Below are 19,279 nucleotides of genomic sequence, written 5' to 3'. Positions count from 1 at the left end.
GACTTGCCGGTCTCGCCCTCGGGCGAGGTGATGTAGATGCTGCGAGCGGGTCCGCTCACTCGTTGTCTCCTCCTGTGTCCTGCAGTGCTCCCGCGCCCTCGTACTGCGGGCCGCCCTCGCCCGTCGCGGTGTCTCCCGCGTCCGGCCAGACCCAGTCCCGCACCTCCGGGAAGTCCTCGCCGTGCTCGCGCGTGTACTGCCGGGCCGCGAGGCGCGCGTCGACCATCTCCTGGCGCAGCCCCGCGTAGCGGGACCGCAGCGACGGTACCCGGTCGATGACGTCCAGGACGAGGTGGTAGCGGTCGATGTCGTTGAGCATCGCCATGTCGAACGGGGTGGTGGTGGTGCCCTCCTCCTTGTACCCGCGCACGTGGATGTTGGCGTGGTTGGTGCGGCGGTACGTGAGGCGGTGGATGAGCCACGGGTAGCCGTGGTAGTTGAAGATCACCGGCTTGTCGGCGGTGAACAGCGTGTCGAAGTCCTTGTCCGAGAGCCCGTGCGGGTGCTCGTGCTCGTCCTGCAGGCGCATGAGGTCGACGACGTTCACGACGCGGACCTTGAGCTCCGGGAGGCGCTTGCGCAGGATGTCCGCGGCGGCGAGCACCTCGAGGGTCGGGACGTCGCCCGCGCACCCGAGCACGACGTCGGGGTCCTCGCCCTCGACCTCGGTGCCGGCCCACTCCCAGATGCCCAGGCCGCGCGTGCAGTGCGCGATCGCGTCGTCCATCGACAGGAACTGCGGCGCCGGCTGCTTGCCGGCGACGACGACGTTCACGTACTGGCGCGAGCGCAGGCAGTGGTCGTAGGTCGACAGCAGGGTGTTGGCGTCCGGCGGCAGGTACACGCGCGTGATCTCGGCCTTCTTGTTGATCACGTGGTCGATGAAGCCGGGGTCCTGGTGGCTGAAGCCGTTGTGGTCCTGCCGCCAGACGTGGCTGGACAGCAGGTAGTTCAGGCTCGCGATCGGCCGGCGCCACGGGATGTGGTTGGTGACCTTCAGCCACTTCGCGTGCTGGTTGAACATCGAGTCGACGATGTGGATGAACGCCTCGTAGCTGGTGAACAGGCCGTGCCGCCCGGTGAGCAGGTACCCCTCGAGCCAGCCCTGGCACTGGTGCTCGCTGAGCATCTCCATGACGCGACCGGCACGCGCGAGATGCTCGTCGACGTCGGGACCGTAGAAGTCCGCGTTCCACTGCTTGTCGGTCGTCTCGTACACCGCCTGCAGGCGGTTCGAGGCCGTCTCGTCCGGGCCGAAGATGCGGAAGTTGTCGGGGTTCTGGCGCACGACGTCGTTCAGCCAGGTCCCGAGGACGCGCGTCGCCTCGGCGGCGGCGCGGCCCGGACCGGAGACGTCCACCGCGTAGTCCCGGAAGTCCGGCAGCCGCAGGTCCTTGAGCAGCAGCCCGCCGTTGGCGTGCGGGTTCGCGCTCATCCGCAGCTCTCCGTGCGGGGCGAGCGCCGCGACGTCCTCCACGAGCCGGCCGCCGTCGTCGAACAGCTCCTCCGCGCGGTACGACTCGAGCCAGGTCTTGAGCACCTGGAGATGCTCGGGAGTGTCCCGCGCGCTCGCGAGCGGCACCTGGTGCGCGCGCCAGGAGTCCTCGGTCTTCTTGCCGTCGATCTCGGTGGGGCACGTCCAGCCCTTGGGCGTGCGGAAGACGATCATGGGCCACGCGGGCCGCTCGTCCTCGCCCGCGGCGGCGTCCGCCTTGATCTGCGCGATGTGGTTGAGCACCTCGTCGAGGAGCTGCGCGAACCGCCGGTGGCACTCGTCGTGGTCCTCGCCGTCGAACCCGCCGGTGAAGAAGTACGGCGTGTGCCCGTAGCCGATCATGAGGTCGCGCAGCTCGTCCTCGCTGATGCGGCTCAGCACCGTCGGGTTGGCGATCTTGTACCCGTTGAGGTGCAGGATCGGCAGGACGACCCCGTCGTTGCGGGCGTTGACGAACTTGTTCGAGTGCCAGCTGGTCGCGAGCGGGCCGGTCTCCGCCTCGCCGTCGCCCACGACGGCCGCGACGAGCAGGTCGGGGTTGTCGAACGCCGCGCCGTAGGCGTGGGAGAGCGCGTAGCCGAGCTCTCCGCCCTCGTGGATCGACCCCGGCGTCTCGGGGGCGACGTGGCTCGGGATGCCGCCGGGGAACGAGAACTGGCGGAACAGCCGGCGCATGCCCTCGGTGTCCTGGGTGATGTCCGAGTAGGTCTCGGAGTACGTGCCCTCGAGGTAGGTGTTCGCCACGAGGCCGGGCCCGCCGTGCCCGGGGCCGGCGACGTAGATCGTGGACTGACCGCGCTCGGCGATCGCCCGGTTGAGGTGCGCGTACAGGAAGTTCAGCCCCGGCGTCGTGCCCCAGTGCCCGAGCAGGCGGGGCTTGACGTCGTCGCGCGACAGCGGCGTGCGCAGCAGCGGGTTGGCGAGCAGGTAGATCTGTCCGATGGAGAGGTAGTTCGCGGCTCGCCACCACCCGTCGACGCGGCGCAGCGTCTCCTCGGTCAGGGGTGTCACGTCCGCGCTCTGCCAGGCGTTCGTCTCGTGGGCCGTCGTCGTGCTCATCTCACGCTCCTGCAAGGGTCGGCGTACGTGGAGAACTACGACTTCATACAACCGCATCCCACGATGCGGCGCACCAGGTTGGCCCCTCCTGCAGGGTGTGACGTGCGGAGAGGGCCGAAGGTCCCGTGGGCGGCTGGCGCAGGCGCGACGGTCAGGCCCGACGTCGTGCGCGTGCCGCGTGCAGGACGAGCCCGGCGCCGAGCCCGACGGCGAGGAGGCCCGCGACGGCCGAGGCGAGCATCGCGCTCCCCGTCTGCGCGAGCCCGTCGGAGGGCTCTGCCCCGTCCGCCCCACCGGGAGCGTCCGGCGTCCCGGGGTCGGGGGTGGGCACGGGCGTCGGCGTCGCCCCGGTGATGCTGGTGGCGACCTCGGCGACGTCGTCCGTGCCGTCGGCGTCGACGCAGTCCGGGCACGCGGTGAGCGTCGCCCGGTTCACGACGTCGCCTGCCGCCGCGGCAGCACCGCGCACGACGAGGGTGGCCTCGCCACCGGCGGGGATCGTGGCGGTCGTGGCGACCTCGGCGCCCGTGCCCTCGCCGGGGGAGCAGGCCGAGCCGTCCGAGACGGTGCACGCCCAGGAGACGTCGGCGATCGCTGTCGGGACGTCGTCCGCGATCGTGGTGCCCGGGGCCGGGGCGGGACCGCCGTTCGTCACGACGATCGTGTACTCCACCTCGTCGCCGACGGTGGCAGTCGCGGGCCCGGCCTTGGAGATCGCGAGGTCGACCGGCACGACGCACTCGCTCGTGACCGTCGCGACGTTGTCGGACAGGTCCTCCTCGGGGGTCGTGGACGTCACCTCCGCCGTCTGGACGACGTCGGTGCGGCCGCACGCAGCGGCGTCGCCTGCCAGCGTGCCGGACAGCGTCGTCGACCACGTCGCCCCCGGTGCGAGGGTCCCGAGGTCGCACGAGAGCACCTGCCCGGACAGGTCGCAGCCGTCCGCTGAGACGGTCGCGGGGTCGAGCTCGGCGGGGATCCGGTCCGTCACGACGACGTCCTCGGCCGTGCCCTGCCCGTCGTTGACCACGTCCAGGGTGTAGTCGACCTCCTCGCCGTACCGCAGGGGCGTCGCCGTGACGAGCTCCTTGGTGAGCACGAGCGCGGGCGCGGGCAGCACCGTGACGTCGACCGACGACGTGTTCTCGGTGAGATCCTCGCGGTCCGCCGGCGCGATGACCTCTGCGTCGTTGGTCAGGACCGTCTCGGCGTCGACGAACGGCGCGGTGCCCGTCACGGTGATCGTCGCGGACTCCAGGGCTTCCAGGTCGAGGAGGGTGTCGATCGCGTTGCCCGAGCCCGACGGCTCGCGGCAGTCCTCCCCGGTGGACAGCACACAAGACCAGGTGACGTCGGTGATCTCCCCGGGCACGTCGTCGACCAGCCGCGCGCCGACGACGTCGTTCACGTAGTCGTTGCTGACGGCGAGGTCGTAGGAGACCTGCGCCCCGGAGCCCACGACCGGGGTGGTCGTCGTCTTCTCGATCCCCAGCCGGGTGGGGACGACGACGCGCAGGTTGCGGATCTCGTGGTTGTTCGTCGCGCCACCGGTCGACGCGGCGAATCCCAGCTTGAAGGTGTCGGGCAGAGCGGGCTGGCCGGGCGCGTTGCCGATGTCGAACCGCTCGATGAGAGGTTCGATCGCGGTCCCGGGTCCCGAGTCGCTCCAGACCCCGATGAGGTCGGTGCTCGGTGCCGGCGTGACGATCACCCGGACGGTGCGGACGAACTCGCGGCCCGGCTCCCCACCACCGGTCGGCACCGTCTCCACGGTCCCGCCCGGACCCGGCACGCCGGTCAGGTAGCCCCAGGTCGGGGTCGCCGAGTAGGAGCCGCGCACCGAGATGTAGCCGGGCTGCTGACCGGGCCCGCCCAGACCCGCCGAGTAGTTGCCGAACTCGTCGAACCCGACTCCGGCATAGCCGCCCTGGAGGAACGTGTAGCCGAGCGACCCGCCGTCCCCGCCCACCGCCGCGGGGAAGGAGCCGTCCATGAGGAAGAACGAGAAGCCGTCGCCACGGTTTCCACCGAGCTCCTGGCCGCCCCACGTCGCGTACTCGAACTCGATCTCGACGCCGAGGTCGGTGGGGAAGGCGCTGTCGAGGACGTAGCCTCCGAAGCCCGTCGCCGTGTCCGTGTCGGTGAGCTGCAGCCAGCCGTCGCCCTCGTCGGTCAGGCTCGCCTCCCCGAAGGGGACCCACGCCGCGTCGTTCGGCGTGGGGCCGTCGAACGGCTCGTCGATCGGGAAGTCCGCGGCGGCGGCGGGCGCCGCGACCATCGCGGCCGCGAGCATCAGCACCGTGGTCAGGGCGAGGCGTGCGTGCCCTCGCCTCGAGCTCTTCGCCATGGACCCTCCGGTGTGACCTTCGTCGCTCGCGCTCGGTGGATTCGGGTAGCCCAGTCGGCCCCGGCTACCGTGGGAGCGTGCCTGAGCCTACCGCCCCGCGCTCGTTCTGGGCCGTCGCACGACAGCCGCGGATGATCGGTCTGCTCCTGGTGTTCCTGCTCGCCGCGGCGGTGTGCGCGCGCCTCGGTGTGTGGCAGCTCGACCGGTCCCACCAGCGGGCCGAGCTGGCGGCCCAGCACGAGGCGGCGGAGCAGCTCGCCACGGGACCGGAGTCGCTGGGCACGCTCCTCCCGCCGCAGTCGACGTTCCCGGGCGAGCTCGTCGGACGCCAGGCACGGGTCGAGGGCGAGTACGACGCCGCGGGCCAGCTGCTCGTCACCGGGCGCGCGCTCGACGGTCGCACGGGCTACCTCGTCCTGACCCCGCTGCACGTCATCGACGACGGCACGGACGGTGCGTCGTGGGCCGGCCTGTCCGGCTCGCCGGTGCTGCCGGTGGTCCGGGGCTGGGTTCCCACGCCGGACGACGCGGCTGCGCTCGAGGTGCCCGACGGCGTCGTGCGCCTGACGGGGTACCTGCAGGCGTCCGAGGCCGCGGGAGAGGAGGTGCTGCCTCCCGGTCAGACCGACGCGATCTCGACGGGAGAGCTCGTCAACGCGTGGGGCGGGCCGATGTACACGGGGTACCTCGTGCTCCTGGACTCCGACCCGCCGCAGCTCTCGGCGCAGGACGGCGGCCCGGCCCCGCTCCCACGACCGACGATCGAGGGCGGGACGGGCCTGAACCTGCAGAACCTGTTCTACGCGTTGCAGTGGTGGGTGTTCGGCGGCTTCGCGGTCCTGCTGTGGCTCCGCCTGGTCCGCGACGAGATGAGGGGCGTGCGCCGTCCGACGCGGGGCGACGCCACGGCCGGCATCGCCGGCCTCCCCGCCGAGATCGACCCGCCCGCATCGACGTCGACCCACTGAAGGTCGATCTCGGACGTACGGGTCGATCTCGCCGATGGTCACCGGTGCTGGCGCAGCGCGGCACGGAGGCGACGTTCGAGCGACTCGGGTGCTGTGAGGTCGGCCCAGACGACGCGGACGACGAGCCACCCGGCCTCGGTCAACGCGTCGTGACGCAGCTTCTCGCGCCAGATCCGTGCCGACGGGTCGCCGAACTCCCCGCCCGAGTACTTCACCGCGCCGTCGAACTCGATCGCGACCATCAGGTCCGGCCACGCCAGGTCGAGCCAGTACCGTCCGCGCGCCGTGGTGGCCTCGTGCGCAGGGACGGGGGCCGGAAGCCCAGCCTCGTGGATCGTCCAGCGCACGACGGACTCTCCGGGTGACTCCGCCCGGGCGTCGGCGAGGGCCACGACGGTGCGCGCGCGCCGGATCCCGCGCTTGCCCACGGACTCGTCCAGTATCGCCGTCAGCACCGTCGGGTCGGCGCCCGCGCGGAGCGCGGAGTCCGCGACCACGAGCCCTTGCGGTCCGGTGCCCGCACGAGCGCAGTCGACGACGGTGCGCTCGAGACCGGTGACGGGCAGACCGGCGACCTCGGACCGGTCCCGCGCGGGCAGCGCGGTCCAGTGCCGGTGCAGGTGCTGCTCCGCGACCTGGGCACCCTTGGGCGCGCGGAGCTGAGTGAGGTGGACGTCCCGCGGCAGGTGCCAGGTCCAGCAGCCGTGCAGGAGCGCGGCGCTCGTGTGGCTGAACCAGTACGGGGTGGACAGCCGCTCTGCGACCGCGACGACCTGGCGCAGGACGTCCTCGCGACGAGCCGCCGCGCGGCCGAGGTCGGTCGCGGCACGGGGAAGGTAGATGCCGCGACGGACCCGTTCGAGCGCGCCGAGGGCGGTGCGGCGCGCCAGCTCTGTGCGGCGTTCCTCGCTGAATCGGACGGGCGCAGGGAGGAGAGGGCGCTCGGTCGGGTGGGAGTCACCCGGCCTGCGGGGAGCGCTCGGGAACGACCTCGACGTCGGCTGCACGGCTGTCATGGTGACCGAGCCTGCCGCGCCTCGCGCCGGCGGGACAGCCACCCACGGAATCTGTGGACGAGCAATGACGAGGTCGACCTGTACGTCCGAGATCGACCCTCGGTAGGGCGATCTGGCGACGTACGGGCCGATCTCGCGGAGGGTGGTTACTCCTGTTGCCAGGAGTGCCAGAGGCGGGCGTAGTCGCCGTTCGCCGCCACCAGCTCGTCGTGCGGGCCGATCTCGCTGATCCGGCCCTCGTCCACGACGGCGACGCGGTCCGCGTCGTGGGCCGTGTGCAGGCGGTGGGCGATCGCGACGACGGTCCGCCCCTCGAGCACCCCGTTGAGCGAACGCTCCAGGTGCCGGGCGGCGCGCGGGTCCAGCAGCGACGTGGCCTCGTCGAGCACGAGGGTGTGCGGGTCGAGCAGAACGAGCCGCGCGAGCGCGACCTGCTGGGCCTGGGCGGGCGTGAGCACGTACCCGCCGGAGCCGACCTCCGTCTCGAGGCCCCGCGGCAGCGCCTCGACCCAGTTGCGCGCGTCGACCGCCTCGAGCGCGCCGAGCAGCTCGGCGTCGTCCGCCTCGACCTTGGCGAGCCGCAGGTTCTCGGCGACGGAGCCCACGAACACGTGGTGCTCCTGCGTGACGAGCGCGACGTGCCGACGCAGGTCGGACAGGGGCAGGTCCACGAGCGGTACCCCGCCCACGGTGACCGTGCCCGCCGTGGGTGGGTGGATCCCCGCGAGCATGCGGCCGAGCGTCGACTTGCCCGCCCCGGACGGCCCGACGACGGCGAGCCGCTCGCCCGGGTCCAGGTCGAGGCTCACGCCGTGCAGCACCGGGCGCCCGGCGCGGTAGGCGTACTCGACCTGGTCGGCGACGACGTGCTCGTCGGTCGGGGCGGCGTCCTTCGCGGACCGGTCGGCGTGCACGAGCGACACCCCGACGATGCGCGCGAACGACGCCAGCGCGACCTGGATCTCGTCGAGCCAGAAGATGAGGTTCCACACCGGTCCGGCGAGCTGGAACCCGTACATCGCGATGGTCGTCACCGCGCCGAGGGTCGCGTGCCCCTGCGAGATCAGCCAGGCGCCCCACACGACGACCGCGATCGGTGCGATCGCCACGGAGACGTCGATCCCCGGGAACAGGACGGTGCGCAGGCCGAGCGTGTACCGCTCCGCAGCGAACGCCTCGCGCAGGTCGGCGTGCACCCGGGCCCGGCGCTTGCCGGACAGCGCGAGGGCGTCGACGGTGCGCGCACCCTCGACCGACTCGGTGATGGTGCCGTTGAGCGTCGCGTACGCCGCGGCCTCGCGCTGGTAACCGGGTGCGGCGCGCTCGAGGTACCAGCGCGCCGCCACGACGAGCAGCGGCACGCCCACGAACAGGGCGAGCGCGACGAGCGGGTCCACGAACAGCGACGCGACGACGGTGAGCACGATCGTGACGACGGACACGAGGAGCTGCGGTACGCCGAACCGCACCGCGTGCTGGATCCGGTCCACGTCGTTGGTGGTGCGCGCGACGAGGTCGCCCGTCCCCGCCCGCTCGACGGTGGACAGGGGCAGCGAGGTCACGGTGTCGACGAGCTCCTCGCGGAGCTCGGCGAACACGGTCTCGCCGAACACCATCGAGCTCCGTTGCGCGTACCGGCGCAGCACGGCCTGCGCGACGACGGCGACCGCGCCGATCGCGACGAGCGTGTTCACCGAGCTCGACGTGGTGCCCTGCGTGACGTCGTCGACCAGCAGGCCGAGCAGCCACGGCCCGGCGAGCCCGGCGACGGCGGCGACCGTGTGCAGGACCGCCACGACGACCAGCGTGCGGCGGTGCCGGGAGAAGAGCCGGACGGTGCGGGCGCGGACGGCGGCGCCCTCGGCGACGGGAAGCTTCATGACCGGCCTCCTTCCTGGGTCGGGGTGGGGCCGGTCTCCGCGCCGACCGATGCGAGCGCCGGTTCGTCGGGCGTCGCCGTGTCCTCGTCGAGCGAGCGCCCGACGACGCGCAGGTACCGGCGCGCGTCCAGCGACCGGTCCGACCCGTTCGACCTGCCCGGTCCGTCGGTCGGGTCCGCGCGACCCGGCACGCGGGCCCGGTCGACGAGGTCGCGGTGCGTGCCGCGCAGCGTCACGCGCCCGTCCTCGAGGAGCTGGACCTCGTCGACGTGCTCGAGCACGAGCGGGGACGCCGTGACGACCAGCGTGGTCCGGCCGCGACGGACCTCGGCCAGGCGGGCGGCGATCCGCGCCTCGGAGTGCGCGTCGACGGCGCTCGTCGGCTCGATGAGGACCAGGATCTCCGGCTCGGTGAGCAGGGCGCGAGCGAGCGCGACGCGCTGGCGCTGTCCGCCGGACAGCGAGCGTCCCTTCTCCGGCAGCTCGCCGTCCAGGCCGTCGGGCGTCGAGTCGAGCACGTCGTGCGCGTCGGCGACCGTGATCGCCGCCATGAGGTCCGCCTCGAGGGCACCCCCGCGCGGATCGAGCTCGTCGCGCAGCACGCCGGAGAACAGCTGCGGGGTGGCCTCCGCGACGACGACCCGTCGGCGCAGCGCACCCTTGTCGAGGTCCCGCAGCAGCACGCCGCCGAGCCGGACGGGCGTTGCCGACTCCGCCGCGTCGTCGAACCGGCCCAGGCGGGTGGCGACCAGCGCCGAGGCGTCCGGGTCGGCGCACACGAGCGCGACGACCCGGCCCGGCTCGAGGACGAGACCGCTGGTCTCGTCCACGAGCTCGCTCCCGGCCGCCGGCATCGCTGCGGTCGCCGGGTCTGCGCCGGCCGCCGGGCGCACGGCCAGGACGCGCACGATCTTGCGCGCGGCCACGTGCGCCCGCGTGGCGATCTGCAGCATCTGCGTGGCGATCTGCAGCGGCCAGCCGAGGAACGCGGCGTAGCCGTAGAAGGCGACGAGCTGACCGGTGGTGATCTCCCCGCGCAGCGCGGCGTGCGCCCCGACCCAGATCACGACGACGACGAGCAGCCCGGGCAGCAGCACCTGGAGCGCATCGAGGTTCGCCTGGGTGTGCGCGACCTTCACCCCGGCCACGCGCACGCGCTGCGACTGGCGCGCGTAGCGTCCGGAGAACACGGACTCGCCGCCGATCCCGCGCAGGATCCGCAGTCCGGAGACGGTGTCCGCGCCGAGCGTCGTCAGGCGGCCCTGCGCCTCGCGCTGGGCCGACTGGCGCTGCTGGAGGGGCTTGACGAGGAACGCCAGCACGCCCGCGACGGCGGGCAGGCCGAGCGCCACGACGAGCCCGAGCGGCAGCCAGGTGGACAGCATGAGGACCACGACCACCAGGTACGCGCCGAGCGCCCCGAGGAACTGCCCGAGCATGGCGAACAGCTGCCCCACGCGCATGGCGTCGCTCGCGACGGTCGACACGACCTCGCCCGTCGGCAGCTCCTCGGTGATCGCGTCGCCCGAGCTCGCGGTCACGTCCCCGACGAGCTGGGAGGTCGTGAGCGCGGAGCGCAGCCAGTTGGCGATGTCGAACCGGTGCCCGACGACGCCGCTCACCACGATCACGGCGGCGGCGGCGAGCAGGAGGCCGACCCAGCGCCACAGCTCCGGACCGAACCCGTCGGCGAGCCCGTCGTCGAGCACGCGCCCGAGCAGGTACGGCTGCACGGCCTGACCGGCGAAGTTGAGCAGGCCGATGAGGACCGCGGCGGTCAGGACGGTCCACTGGCGGCGAGCGACCCACAGGAGGTACCGGGTGGGGCCGCGCAGGTCGGGGGTGCCCGGGTCGGGCACGGGGAGTTGCTGCACGGTGATCTACCCTAGGTTCGGCGTCCGACGTGCGGCGACGTAATTAGGACGGACCGCGCTCGGCCGGGTGTGCTCTCGGTCACGGACGCCTCCCACCACCTCAGGAAGCTGTGCCCATGACCTCCCAGGACTCCACCAGTACCGACAGCACGGAGCACGCGCCGGGCGGCTCGCTGCCCACCCCGGAGGCGGCGGGCGCCGCGATCCGCAAGGCCCGGGGAGCGCTCGCGCGATACCGCGTCATGGCGATCATCACGGGTGTCATGCTGCTCGTCCTGTGCGTCGAGCTGGTGATCAAGTACGCGGTGGGCGCGTTCGCGGACGTCGACCCGCTGCTGAGGTTCATCGGGTGGGTCCCGTTCGCGCACGGGTGGATCTACGTCGTCTACCTGGTCACCGTGCTCGACCTGTGGACCAAGATGCGCTGGGGCTGGGGCCGCCTGGCGACGATGGTCTTCGCCGGGGTCGTCCCGGTGATGTCGTTCGTGCTGGAGAAGAAGGTCCACGCCGAGGCGGACGCCAAGCTGGCGGCGCTGGAGGAGCGCTACACACCGTGACCGCCGCCGTTCCTTCCGTGCCTGACGTGCCCGCTGTGCCCGCCGAGCCCGCGTCGCAGCTGGCCCCGCTGGTCGAGCCGGGCCGGGAGCTGACGACCGCTGAGTTGGAGCGCTACGCCCGGCACCTGTCGCTCCCGGGCGTCGGCCCGGCCGGGCAGCGGCGGCTGGCCGCGGCGCGCGTGCTCGTGGTGGGCGCGGGCGGCCTGGGCAGCCCGGCTCTGCTCTACCTGGCCGCGGCGGGAGTGGGGACCGTGGGGATCGTCGACGACGACCTCGTCGACACCTCGAACCTGCAGCGGCAGGTGATCCACGGTTCGTCCGGCGTCGGCCTGCGCAAGGTGGACTCCGCGCGCGCCGCGATCGCCGAGGTCAACCCGTGCGTCGAGGTGGTCGAGCACGCGGTGCGGCTGGACGCGGACAACGCGCTCGACGTGCTGGGCGGCTACGACGTCGTCCTCGACGGCGCCGACAACTTCCCGACCCGCTACCTGGTCGCCGACGCGGCCGAGGCCCTCGGCCTGCCCGTCGTGTGGGGGTCGGTCTACCGTTTCACCGGCCAGGTCGCCGTCTTCTGGGGCGCGCCCCGGTACGTCGTGCCCGACGCCGCGGGCTCGTCCCCGCGAGGCGGCGCCGGCGGACGCGGGGTGACCTACCGCGACGTCTTCCCCGTGCCGCCGCCTCCCGGCGCGGCCCCGGACTGCGCGACCGGCGGCGTGCTCGGCGCGATGTGCGGCACCGTCGGGTCGGTCATGGCGACGGAGGCGATCAAGCTGGTCACCGGGGCCGGGACGACGCTGTTCGGCCGCCTCGCCGTGTACGACGCGCTCGACCTCACGTGGCGCCAGCTCACCGTCCGCCCGGACCCGACCCGCGAGCCCGTGACCGCGCTCCTCCCGGGCGACGACGCGTACGCCGCGTTCTGCGGTCTGACCCCCGCGGCCGGCGGGACGCCAGGCGGGGCCGCACCTGCGGCGTCGGGCACCGGGGCCCCGACCGCCGACGTGGACGCGCGCGAGGCGGCCGCGCTCCTCGCGGCCGGCGCCTACCTGCTCGACGTGCGCGAGGGTTGGGAGGCGCAGGTGCGCCCCGTTCCCGGCGCGACGCTCGTCCCTAGCGGGACGTTCCTCGGTGGCGTGCCGGGTGGGCACGACGCCGCGGCCCGGGCCGCGTTGGACGACCTGCCCACCGACCGTCCCGTCGTGGTGGTGTGCGCCGCGGGCGCCCGCTCGGCCCGCGTGGCCGACGTCGCCCGCGCGGCGGGCGTGGAAGCACGCTCGGTGACGGGCGGTGTCCCCGCGCTCCTCGCAGCCGTCGCCCCGCACTGAGGAGGGCGCGCGAGCAGCAGGCTCGCGGATGATCTGACAAGGTGTCGAGTGATGAGCGCTGACGAGCCGGAACCTGCGGTCGACCAGCGAGCGCACGCGAACCGGTGGGCGGCGCTCGTGGTCCTGTCCGTCGCGCTGTCGATGGTGGTCATCGACGGCACGATCGTCGCCGTCGCCCTCCCGGACATCGTCGCCGACCTGGACCTGGGCCTGAGCGACGCGCAGTGGGTGAGCGCGTCGTACGCGGTGGTGCTCGCCGGGCTCCTGCTGTCCGCGGGCCGGCTCGGCGACCGGCTCGGGCGGCGTCGCCTGCTCGTGATCGGCGTGGTCGCGTTCCTGGTCGGGTCGCTGCTGTCGGCCGCGGCGGACGATGGCGGGACCCTGATCGGCGGCCGGCTCGTCCAAGGGCTCGGGGCTGCGGCGATCCTGCCGTCGACGCTGTCGACCGTCAACGCGACCTTCCGCGGCACGGACCGCGCCGCCGCGTTCGGCGTGTGGGGAGCGGTGATCTCCGGTGCCGCGGCGATCGGCCCGCTGGCCGGGGGATGGCTGACGACGTCGTTCACCTGGCCGTGGATCTTCCTCGTCAACCTCCCGATCGGCGTCGGGGTCGTGGTGTGCGCGTACCTCTGGGTCCCTGAGACCCGGGCGCACGTGACGGCGCCCGGGCTGGACGTCGACGGGCTGCTGCTGTCCGGCCTGGGGTTCGGCGCCCTCGTGTTCGGGCTGATCGAGGGGCAGAGCCTCGGCTGGTGGGCGCCGAAGACCGACCTGACGGTCGGGGGGTTCACGTGGTCGACGTCAGCACCCGTGTCCCCCGTCCCGGTCCTGCTGGCGCTCGCGGTCGTGCTCCTGGTGACGTTCGTCCTGTGGGAGCGGCACCGCGCCCGGATCGGCCGGTCGGCGCTGCTCGACCTCGACCTGTTCCGCATCCCCACGTTCCGCTGGGGCAACGTCGCCGCGACGGCGGTCGCGGTGGGGGAGTTCGGCATCATCTTCGTCCTCCCGCTCTTCCTGGTGAACGTGCTGGCGCTGTCGACGATGGGCGCCGGACTGGTGCTCGCGGCGATGGCGATCGGCGCGTTCGTCTCCGGAGCCTCCGCCCGTCACCTCGCGGCGCGGGTCGGTGCGCCGCTCGTCGTGGTGATCGGGCTCGTGCTCGAGGTCGTCGGGGTCGTCGCGGTCGCGCTCGTCGTGACGCCCAGCGTCTCGCCGTGGCTGCTCGCCGGGGTCCTCGTGGTGTACGGGGTCGGGCTCGGCCTCGCGTCCGCGCAGCTCACGAGCACGACGCTCGCCCAGGTGCCACCCGCGCAGTCCGGCCAGGGGTCCGCGACGCAGTCGACCGTGCGCCAGGTCGGCTCCGCCCTGGGCACGGCCCTGGTGGGGTCGGCCCTGGCCGTCCTCATCGCGTCGACCGTGCCGACGGCGCTCTCCGGGCAGGGGCTGCCGGACGACCAGGTGACCCGGCTGACCGACGCGACGAGCGGCTCCGCGGGCAACGTGATCACGGGGCTGCGTGCTCAGGGGACGTCCGGCGAGCTGGGCGACCAGGGGCCGGCCGTCGTCGACGCGCTGTCGACGGGGTTCGCCGACGCGACCCGCGGGTCGTTGCTCGTGGCCGGGGTGTTCCTCCTGCTCGGCCTCGTCGCGGCGACCGCCGTGGTCCGGGCCTCTCGCAGGCTCGACGCGGACGCTCCGCGAGAGCCCTGAGCAGCCCTGAGCGCAGCCTCCGGGCGGTCGTGGCGGCCGGTCAGGAGGTGGCGAGGTGGGCCGCGGGCTCGATGCGGGCGTCGAGCATCCGGACCGTCGCGTCCACGGTCGTGAGGGTGGACGCGTCGTGGGACACGATGACGGTGGCCGCGCCGGTCTCGCGGGCCAGGCCGGTGATGAGCTCGACCACGCGCGTGCCGCGCTCGTGGTCGAGCGCGGACGTGGGCTCGTCCACGAGCAGGACCTCGGGCCGACCGACGAGCGCACGGGCGATCGCGACGCGCTGGCGCTGACCGCCGGACAGCTGCGCGGGCCGCTTGCCCGCGTGGTCCGCCACGCCGACGGCGTCCAGCAGCTCCATGGCGCGTGGGCGCAGGCTCGACGGGCGTCGCCCCCGCAGGTGCGCGTGCAGCTCGAGCTGCTCGAGCGCGGTCAGCGAGCCGAGCAGCTGCGGCGACTGGAAGACCAGGCCGATGCGTTCGAGCCGCACCCTGGTCGCCTGCGCCAGGGTCGTGGTGGGGGTGAAGACCACGTCGGGGCCGATCGTCACGGTGCCGTGGCTCGGTCGGGTCAGCCCGGCCGCGACGGCCAGCAGGCTCGACTTGCCGGCGCCGGAGGGCCCGAGCAGCGCGGTGGTGGTCCCCGCGGGGACGGTGAGGTCGACGTCGTCGACCGCGGTGAGGGTCGTGCCACCGTCGGGGTAGACGAGGGTGACGTCCTGGAGGTGCAGGTCCATCGGGTTTCTCCTTCGAGTGAGGTTGCCACGGGGCGCGGGAGGTCACGAGGTCGCAGCGGGCTGTGAGCGGGACAGGATCAGCGGGCGGCGAGGGCCGCGTGCGGGTCGATGCGCGTGATGCGGGCCACGGAGACGCCGGCGCCCACGAGCCCGAGCAGGACGAGGCCCACGGCGGGCACGAGGGTCGTGGCGGCGGTGACGACGACGGGCACGGCGGCGGGCAGCAGCGAGGCCCCCGCGACCGTGAGCGCGGTCCCGACCGCGACCCCGCCGACGAGCAGCACCGCAGCCTGGCCGAGCGCGTCGCGCAGCAGGTAGCCGGTCGAGGCGCCGAGGGCCTTGAGCACGGCGACGTCCCCGGAGCGGCTGATGGTCCACACCGTGAAGAACGCGCCCACGACGAGCGCGGAGATCACCAGGAGGAACGCCTGCATGGTCGTCAGCGAGGTGTTCTCCCCGGCGAACGAGGAGACGGCGGAGCGCGCGTCCGACCGGGTCACGGTCGTCGTGCCGAGCTCGGCGTCGGCGTCGGCGAGGATCGCGCCGTCGGCCCCGGTCGTGGTCAGCGCGACGACCGTCGCCACGGGGGCGTCGGACGCGTCGGCGCCGCGCGCACCGATCGTCTGCCAGTCGTCCAGCGTGGTCCACACGACCGGGGTGTGCGAGAACGACTCGTCCGCGTCGGCGATGCCCGCGACGACGAGCTCGCCACCTCCCAGCGCTACGGTGTCGCCGTTCTGCGCGTCCAGTGCGCCGGCCGCACCGGGCGTGAGCACGACGGTTCCGGGCGCGACGTCGCCCGTGCTCCACGGCACGAGGTCGGAGCCGTCGGCGACACCGAGCGCGGTGACCGAGGCGGTCGTGCCGGCGGACTCCGCGCGCGTGGTGGCGACGCCGAGCGGGTCGGCGGACTCGACGCCCGGGACGCGGGCCCACCCCTCCCACTGGTCGGCCGTGACGCGGGACGCGGTGAACTCGGGCGCGTCGTCCGCTCCGGGCATCGAGAAGGCGATGCGGTCGGACGGCAGGTCCGTCACGGCCGACGTCGACTCCCTCGTCAGCCCGGCCGTGAGCGAGGCGAGGAAGGTCACGAGGAACGTGATCAGCACGATCACGACCGACATCAGGACGAAGCGACCACGGGCGTGCGCCAGGTCGCGCAGGGCGACGTACAAGGGGTACCTCCAGGGGGGACGGGCCAGCGGTGCGAGCGACTACCGGGACTTCCTCCAGCCTCCGCGTCCCCGCGCCCGCGGTCATCACGATCCGGGGCGACCCGGCCGCGCCGAAGGACGGGCCGGCCGGTCAACCTTTCGGACGATGCGCGAGCGCGCCGCCCCGATACGGTGGACGGGTGATCCGCCACCCCGCACCGTCGGCGACGCGAGGCCTGGCCGTGGGTCTCGACGTCCTGCTGACGGTTCTCGTCGCGGTGGCCGTGATCCTCGCGCCGCCCCGCTCCACCGTCCCGGCGGTGCTCGTCGCGCTCGTGCTCGTGGGCCTCTACGTCTGGGGGCGCCGCACGGTGCACGTGCACGAGGGCCCGGTGGACGCGCCCCGGGGAGCCTGGTGGCCCGACGCCGCGTGGGTCGCGGCGCTCACCGCCGCCTGGGTGGCGCTGCTGTGGCTGTCACCGGCGGCGCTGTGGGTCGCGTTCGCGCTCATGCTCCTGCAGATGCACGTGCTCGGTCCGCACCGCGGCGTCGTCGCCGTCGCCCTGACGACCGTCGTCGCGGTCTCCGAGGGGCTCGTCGTGCAGGCCGGCGCCGGTGAGCCCTGGACGGGGTTCGTCCTCGGCCCGGTCCTGGGCGCCGGCGTCGCCGTCGGCGTGGTGCTCGGGATCGAGGCGTTCGTCCGCGAGTCGCAGACCCGTCAGCGCACCGTCGACGAGCTGACCCAGGTGCGCCGGCACCTCGCGCAGGCCGAGCGGGAGCGGGCCGTGACGGACGAGCGCGCGCGGCTGGCGCGGGACATCCACGACACGCTGGCGCAGTCGCTCTCGGCGATCGAGCTGCTGCTGCGCGCCGCCGAGGAGTCCGTCGGCTCCGACGACGACAGGGCGCGCGACCTCGTCGGCCAGGCCCGCGGTGCGGCGCGGGACAGCCTCGCCGAGGCCCGCCGCGTCGTCCAGGACCTCACCCCGGCGGAGCTCGAGCGCACCACCCTCCTCGGCGCCCTGCGTCGCCTGGCCGAGAGCACCGCGGGCGCGGCCGACGACACCGGGCCCGGGCGCACGCGGTCGCTCGCCGTGTCCGTGCACGCCGCAGGGAGAGTGCGACCGCTGCCCGTGCCGCTCGAGACCGCGCTGCTGCGGGTCGCGCAGTCGGCCCTCGCCAACGTCGCGCAGCACGCGGGTGCCCGTCGCGCCCAGGTGACGCTCACGTTCGAGCCGGACACCGTCACCCTCGACGTCGTGGACGACGGAGCAGGCTTCGACCCCGCGACGACCGGCCCCGGCCGGTCGGGCGGGCGCGGCTTCGGCATCCCCGCGATCCGCTCGCGCGTGCGTGAGCTGGGTGGCACGCTCGCCCTGGAGGCCGCGCCCGGGAGCGGGACCGCGCTCGCGGTCACCCTGCCCGTCTCGCCGACCGAGGACGCCTCGTGATCGACGTCGTGCTCGCCGACGACCACCCGGTCGTCCGCGCGGGGCTGCGCGCCGTGATCGACGGCCAGCCGGACATGCGGGTGGTGCACGAGACCTCGACGGCCGAGGACCTCCTGCGCTGGCTCGGCGGCGGTGGTCGCGCCGACGTCGTCCTGCTGGACCTGAGGTTCGCAGATGCGCGCATGGGCGGCGCGGCGGCGACCGGGACGATCGTCCAGGAGCACGCCACCCCCGTCGTCGTCGTCACGACCTACGGCACGGATGCCGACATCCTGGCAGCCGTCGAGGCCGGGGCCACCGGCTACCTCCTCAAGGACGCACCGACCGACGAGCTCGCGCGTGCCATCCGGTCCGCCGCCGCCGGCGAGGTCACGCTCGGTGCGGACGTGCAGCGCCGACTTCTCGGGCGGATGCGCGCCCCGGGCGAGAGCCTCAGCGCGCGCGAGCTCGAGGTCCTGCGCCTCGTGGCGGCGGGCAGGTCGAACGACGCGATCGCGCGCGAGCTCTTCGTCTCGGTCGCGACCGTCAAGTCGCACCTGGCGCACATCAGCACGAAGCTCGGCACCCGCTCGCGCACCGAGGCGGCCGCCACGGCGCGCGAGCGCGGCATGCTCTGAGCCGCGCTCAGAGCGCGAGGTCGAGACGACCCTGCGGTGTCGAGCTCGCGAGCGCGCCCTCGCGGCGCGGGATGCGCCCGGCGCCCGCGGCGAGGCGTCCCGACTCGACGGCGAGCCGCATCGCGTGCGCCATGCGCACCGGGGCCGCGGCGCGGGTCACCGCGGTGGCGAGCAGCACACCGTCGCACCCGAGCTCCATCGCGAGCGCGGCGTCGGACGCCGTCCCGATCCCCGCGTCGAGGATGACGGGCACGCGCGCCGCGGCGGCGATCGCCTCGATGTTGCGCGGGTTGAGCACGCCGAGGCCCGTGCCGATGGGAGCGCCGAGCGGCATGACGGCGGCACAGCCGACGTCCTCGAGGCGGCGCGCGAGGATCGGGTCGTCGTTCGTGTACGGCAGCACGACGAACCCGTCGCGCACCAGCGTCTCCGCCGCCTCGACCAGCCCGATCGGGTCGGGCAGCAGCGTGACGTCGTCGGCGACCACCTCGAGCTTGACCCAGTCGGTCCCGCAGGCCTCGCGCGCGAGGTGGGCCGTGAGCACGGCCTCGCGCACGGTGAAGCAGCCCGCGGTGTTGGGCAGCGCGCGGATGCCGAGCCGGTCGAGCAGGCCCCATATCCCGGCGTCGGGCGACCCGTCGCCGCCCGCGCGGACCGCGACACGCCGCATCGCGACCGTGGTCAGCGCGGTCCCGGACGCGACGAGCGCGTCCTCGAGCATCAGCAGGTTCGCCGCACCGCCGGTGCCCATGACGAGGCGCGAGCCGACGGTCTCGCCGGCGATCACCAGGGGGTCGGTGCCCGACGCCGCGGCAGGCGTCGCGACGTCGGGCCCGGTCGGGTGCGTGGTGGTCATGGTCAGCCTCCCTGGACGGCGGTGAGGATCTCGACGCGGTCGCCGGGCGCGACCACGGTGTCGGCCCACGTGCCGCGCGGCACGACGGCGTCGTTGATCGCGACGGCGACGCCGCGCGGGGCGCCGTCGGTGACGTACGCCGGGGCGATCGCGGCGACGAGCTGCTCGACCCCGGTGGGCCCGTCCAGCGCGTAGGGCTCGCCGTTGACGATCGCGGTCGGTGGTGCGCTCACG

At 73.9% G+C, this 19,279-nt stretch carries 15 protein-coding genes; 6 read left to right on the top strand and 9 right to left on the bottom strand.

Annotated features, from left to right (window positions below; all coding sequences use genetic code 11):
• Positions 1-55: 55 nt before the first annotated feature.
• Positions 56-2,554, bottom strand: a complete 2,499-nt coding sequence (locus tag IF651_RS04520; RefSeq protein WP_191827867.1) for a phosphoketolase family protein — start codon at positions 2,552-2,554, stop codon at positions 56-58.
• Positions 2,555-2,705: 151 nt separating this feature from the next.
• Positions 2,706-4,901 carry a DUF7507 domain-containing protein gene (locus IF651_RS04515; protein WP_191827866.1) on the bottom strand — a complete coding sequence of 732 codons (2,196 nt, stop codon included), beginning with the start codon at positions 4,899-4,901 and terminating at the stop codon, positions 2,706-2,708.
• Between the two features lie 77 nt (positions 4,902-4,978).
• Between IF651_RS04515 and IF651_RS04510 the strand changes: the two genes are divergently transcribed.
• Positions 4,979-5,869, top strand: coding sequence for an SURF1 family protein (locus IF651_RS04510; RefSeq protein ID WP_338403768.1), 891 nt, complete (start codon positions 4,979-4,981; stop codon positions 5,867-5,869).
• Positions 5,870-5,907: 38 nt separating this feature from the next.
• Here IF651_RS04510 and IF651_RS04505 read toward each other — a convergent pair whose 3' ends face one another.
• From IF651_RS04505 to IF651_RS04495, 3 genes are all read right to left on the bottom strand, one after another.
• Positions 5,908-6,885, bottom strand: coding sequence for a hypothetical protein (locus tag IF651_RS04505; protein WP_191827865.1), 978 nt, complete (start codon positions 6,883-6,885; stop codon positions 5,908-5,910).
• A gap of 146 nt (positions 6,886-7,031) precedes the next feature.
• The gene (locus IF651_RS04500) at positions 7,032-8,765 is read right to left on the bottom strand and encodes an ABC transporter ATP-binding protein (protein WP_191827864.1); all 1,734 of its coding nucleotides are present in this window, start codon (positions 8,763-8,765) and stop codon (positions 7,032-7,034) included.
• Positions 8,762-10,639 (bottom strand): ABC transporter transmembrane domain-containing protein, encoded by a 1,878-nt coding sequence (locus IF651_RS04495; RefSeq protein ID WP_191827863.1) that lies wholly within the window; start codon positions 10,637-10,639, stop codon positions 8,762-8,764. The genes IF651_RS04500 and IF651_RS04495 overlap by 4 nt, the downstream gene beginning before the upstream one ends.
• Positions 10,640-10,755: 116 nt before the next feature.
• Here IF651_RS04495 and IF651_RS04490 point away from each other — a divergent pair, with 116 nt between their 5' ends.
• Genes IF651_RS04490 through IF651_RS04480 form a run of 3 tightly spaced genes read left to right on the top strand, consistent with a single transcriptional unit; the run spans position 10,756 to position 14,231 of the window.
• Positions 10,756-11,196: a DUF3817 domain-containing protein gene (locus tag IF651_RS04490; RefSeq protein ID WP_191827862.1), complete on the top strand. Its 441-nt coding sequence runs from the start codon at positions 10,756-10,758 to the stop codon at positions 11,194-11,196.
• Positions 11,197-11,222: 26 nt separating this feature from the next.
• On the top strand, positions 11,223-12,521 hold the full coding sequence (locus IF651_RS04485; protein WP_338403767.1) for a ThiF family adenylyltransferase: 1,299 nt from the start codon (positions 11,223-11,225) through the stop codon (positions 12,519-12,521).
• A gap of 51 nt (positions 12,522-12,572) precedes the next feature.
• Positions 12,573-14,231: a DHA2 family efflux MFS transporter permease subunit gene (locus IF651_RS04480; protein ID WP_191827861.1), complete on the top strand. Its 1,659-nt coding sequence runs from the start codon at positions 12,573-12,575 to the stop codon at positions 14,229-14,231.
• 40 nt (positions 14,232-14,271) lie between these two features.
• Here IF651_RS04480 and IF651_RS04475 read toward each other — a convergent pair whose 3' ends face one another.
• Complete coding sequence (locus IF651_RS04475; protein WP_191827860.1) at positions 14,272-14,967, bottom strand: ABC transporter ATP-binding protein; 696 nt, start codon at positions 14,965-14,967, stop codon at positions 14,272-14,274.
• Between the two features lie 77 nt (positions 14,968-15,044).
• Positions 15,045-16,142 carry an ABC transporter permease gene (locus tag IF651_RS04470; protein WP_191827859.1) on the bottom strand — a complete coding sequence of 366 codons (1,098 nt, stop codon included), beginning with the start codon at positions 16,140-16,142 and terminating at the stop codon, positions 15,045-15,047.
• Between the two features lie 179 nt (positions 16,143-16,321).
• On the opposite strand from IF651_RS04470, the gene IF651_RS04465 reads away from it, so the two are divergent.
• Positions 16,322-17,572, top strand: a complete 1,251-nt coding sequence (locus IF651_RS04465; RefSeq protein ID WP_191827858.1) for a histidine kinase — start codon at positions 16,322-16,324, stop codon at positions 17,570-17,572.
• On the top strand, positions 17,569-18,189 hold the full coding sequence (locus IF651_RS04460; protein ID WP_191827857.1) for a response regulator: 621 nt from the start codon (positions 17,569-17,571) through the stop codon (positions 18,187-18,189). The genes IF651_RS04465 and IF651_RS04460 overlap by 4 nt, the downstream gene beginning before the upstream one ends.
• A 7-nt stretch (positions 18,190-18,196) precedes the next feature.
• Here IF651_RS04460 and IF651_RS04455 read toward each other — a convergent pair whose 3' ends face one another.
• Entirely contained in the window at positions 18,197-19,045 is an 849-nt protein-coding gene (locus IF651_RS04455; protein WP_191827856.1) for a thiazole synthase, read from the bottom strand.
• 2 nt (positions 19,046-19,047) lie between these two features.
• Positions 19,048-19,278, bottom strand: coding sequence for a sulfur carrier protein ThiS (gene thiS, locus IF651_RS04450; protein WP_191827855.1), 231 nt, complete (start codon positions 19,276-19,278; stop codon positions 19,048-19,050).
• Position 19,279: the final 1 nt, after the last annotated feature.

The organism is Cellulosimicrobium arenosum (genome assembly GCF_014837295.1).
Taxonomy (GTDB): Bacteria; Actinomycetota; Actinomycetes; order Actinomycetales; family Cellulomonadaceae; genus Cellulosimicrobium; species Cellulosimicrobium arenosum.
The sequence above is the reverse complement of the archived record's forward strand: the minus strand, read 5'-3'. Positions and strand labels throughout refer to the sequence as shown.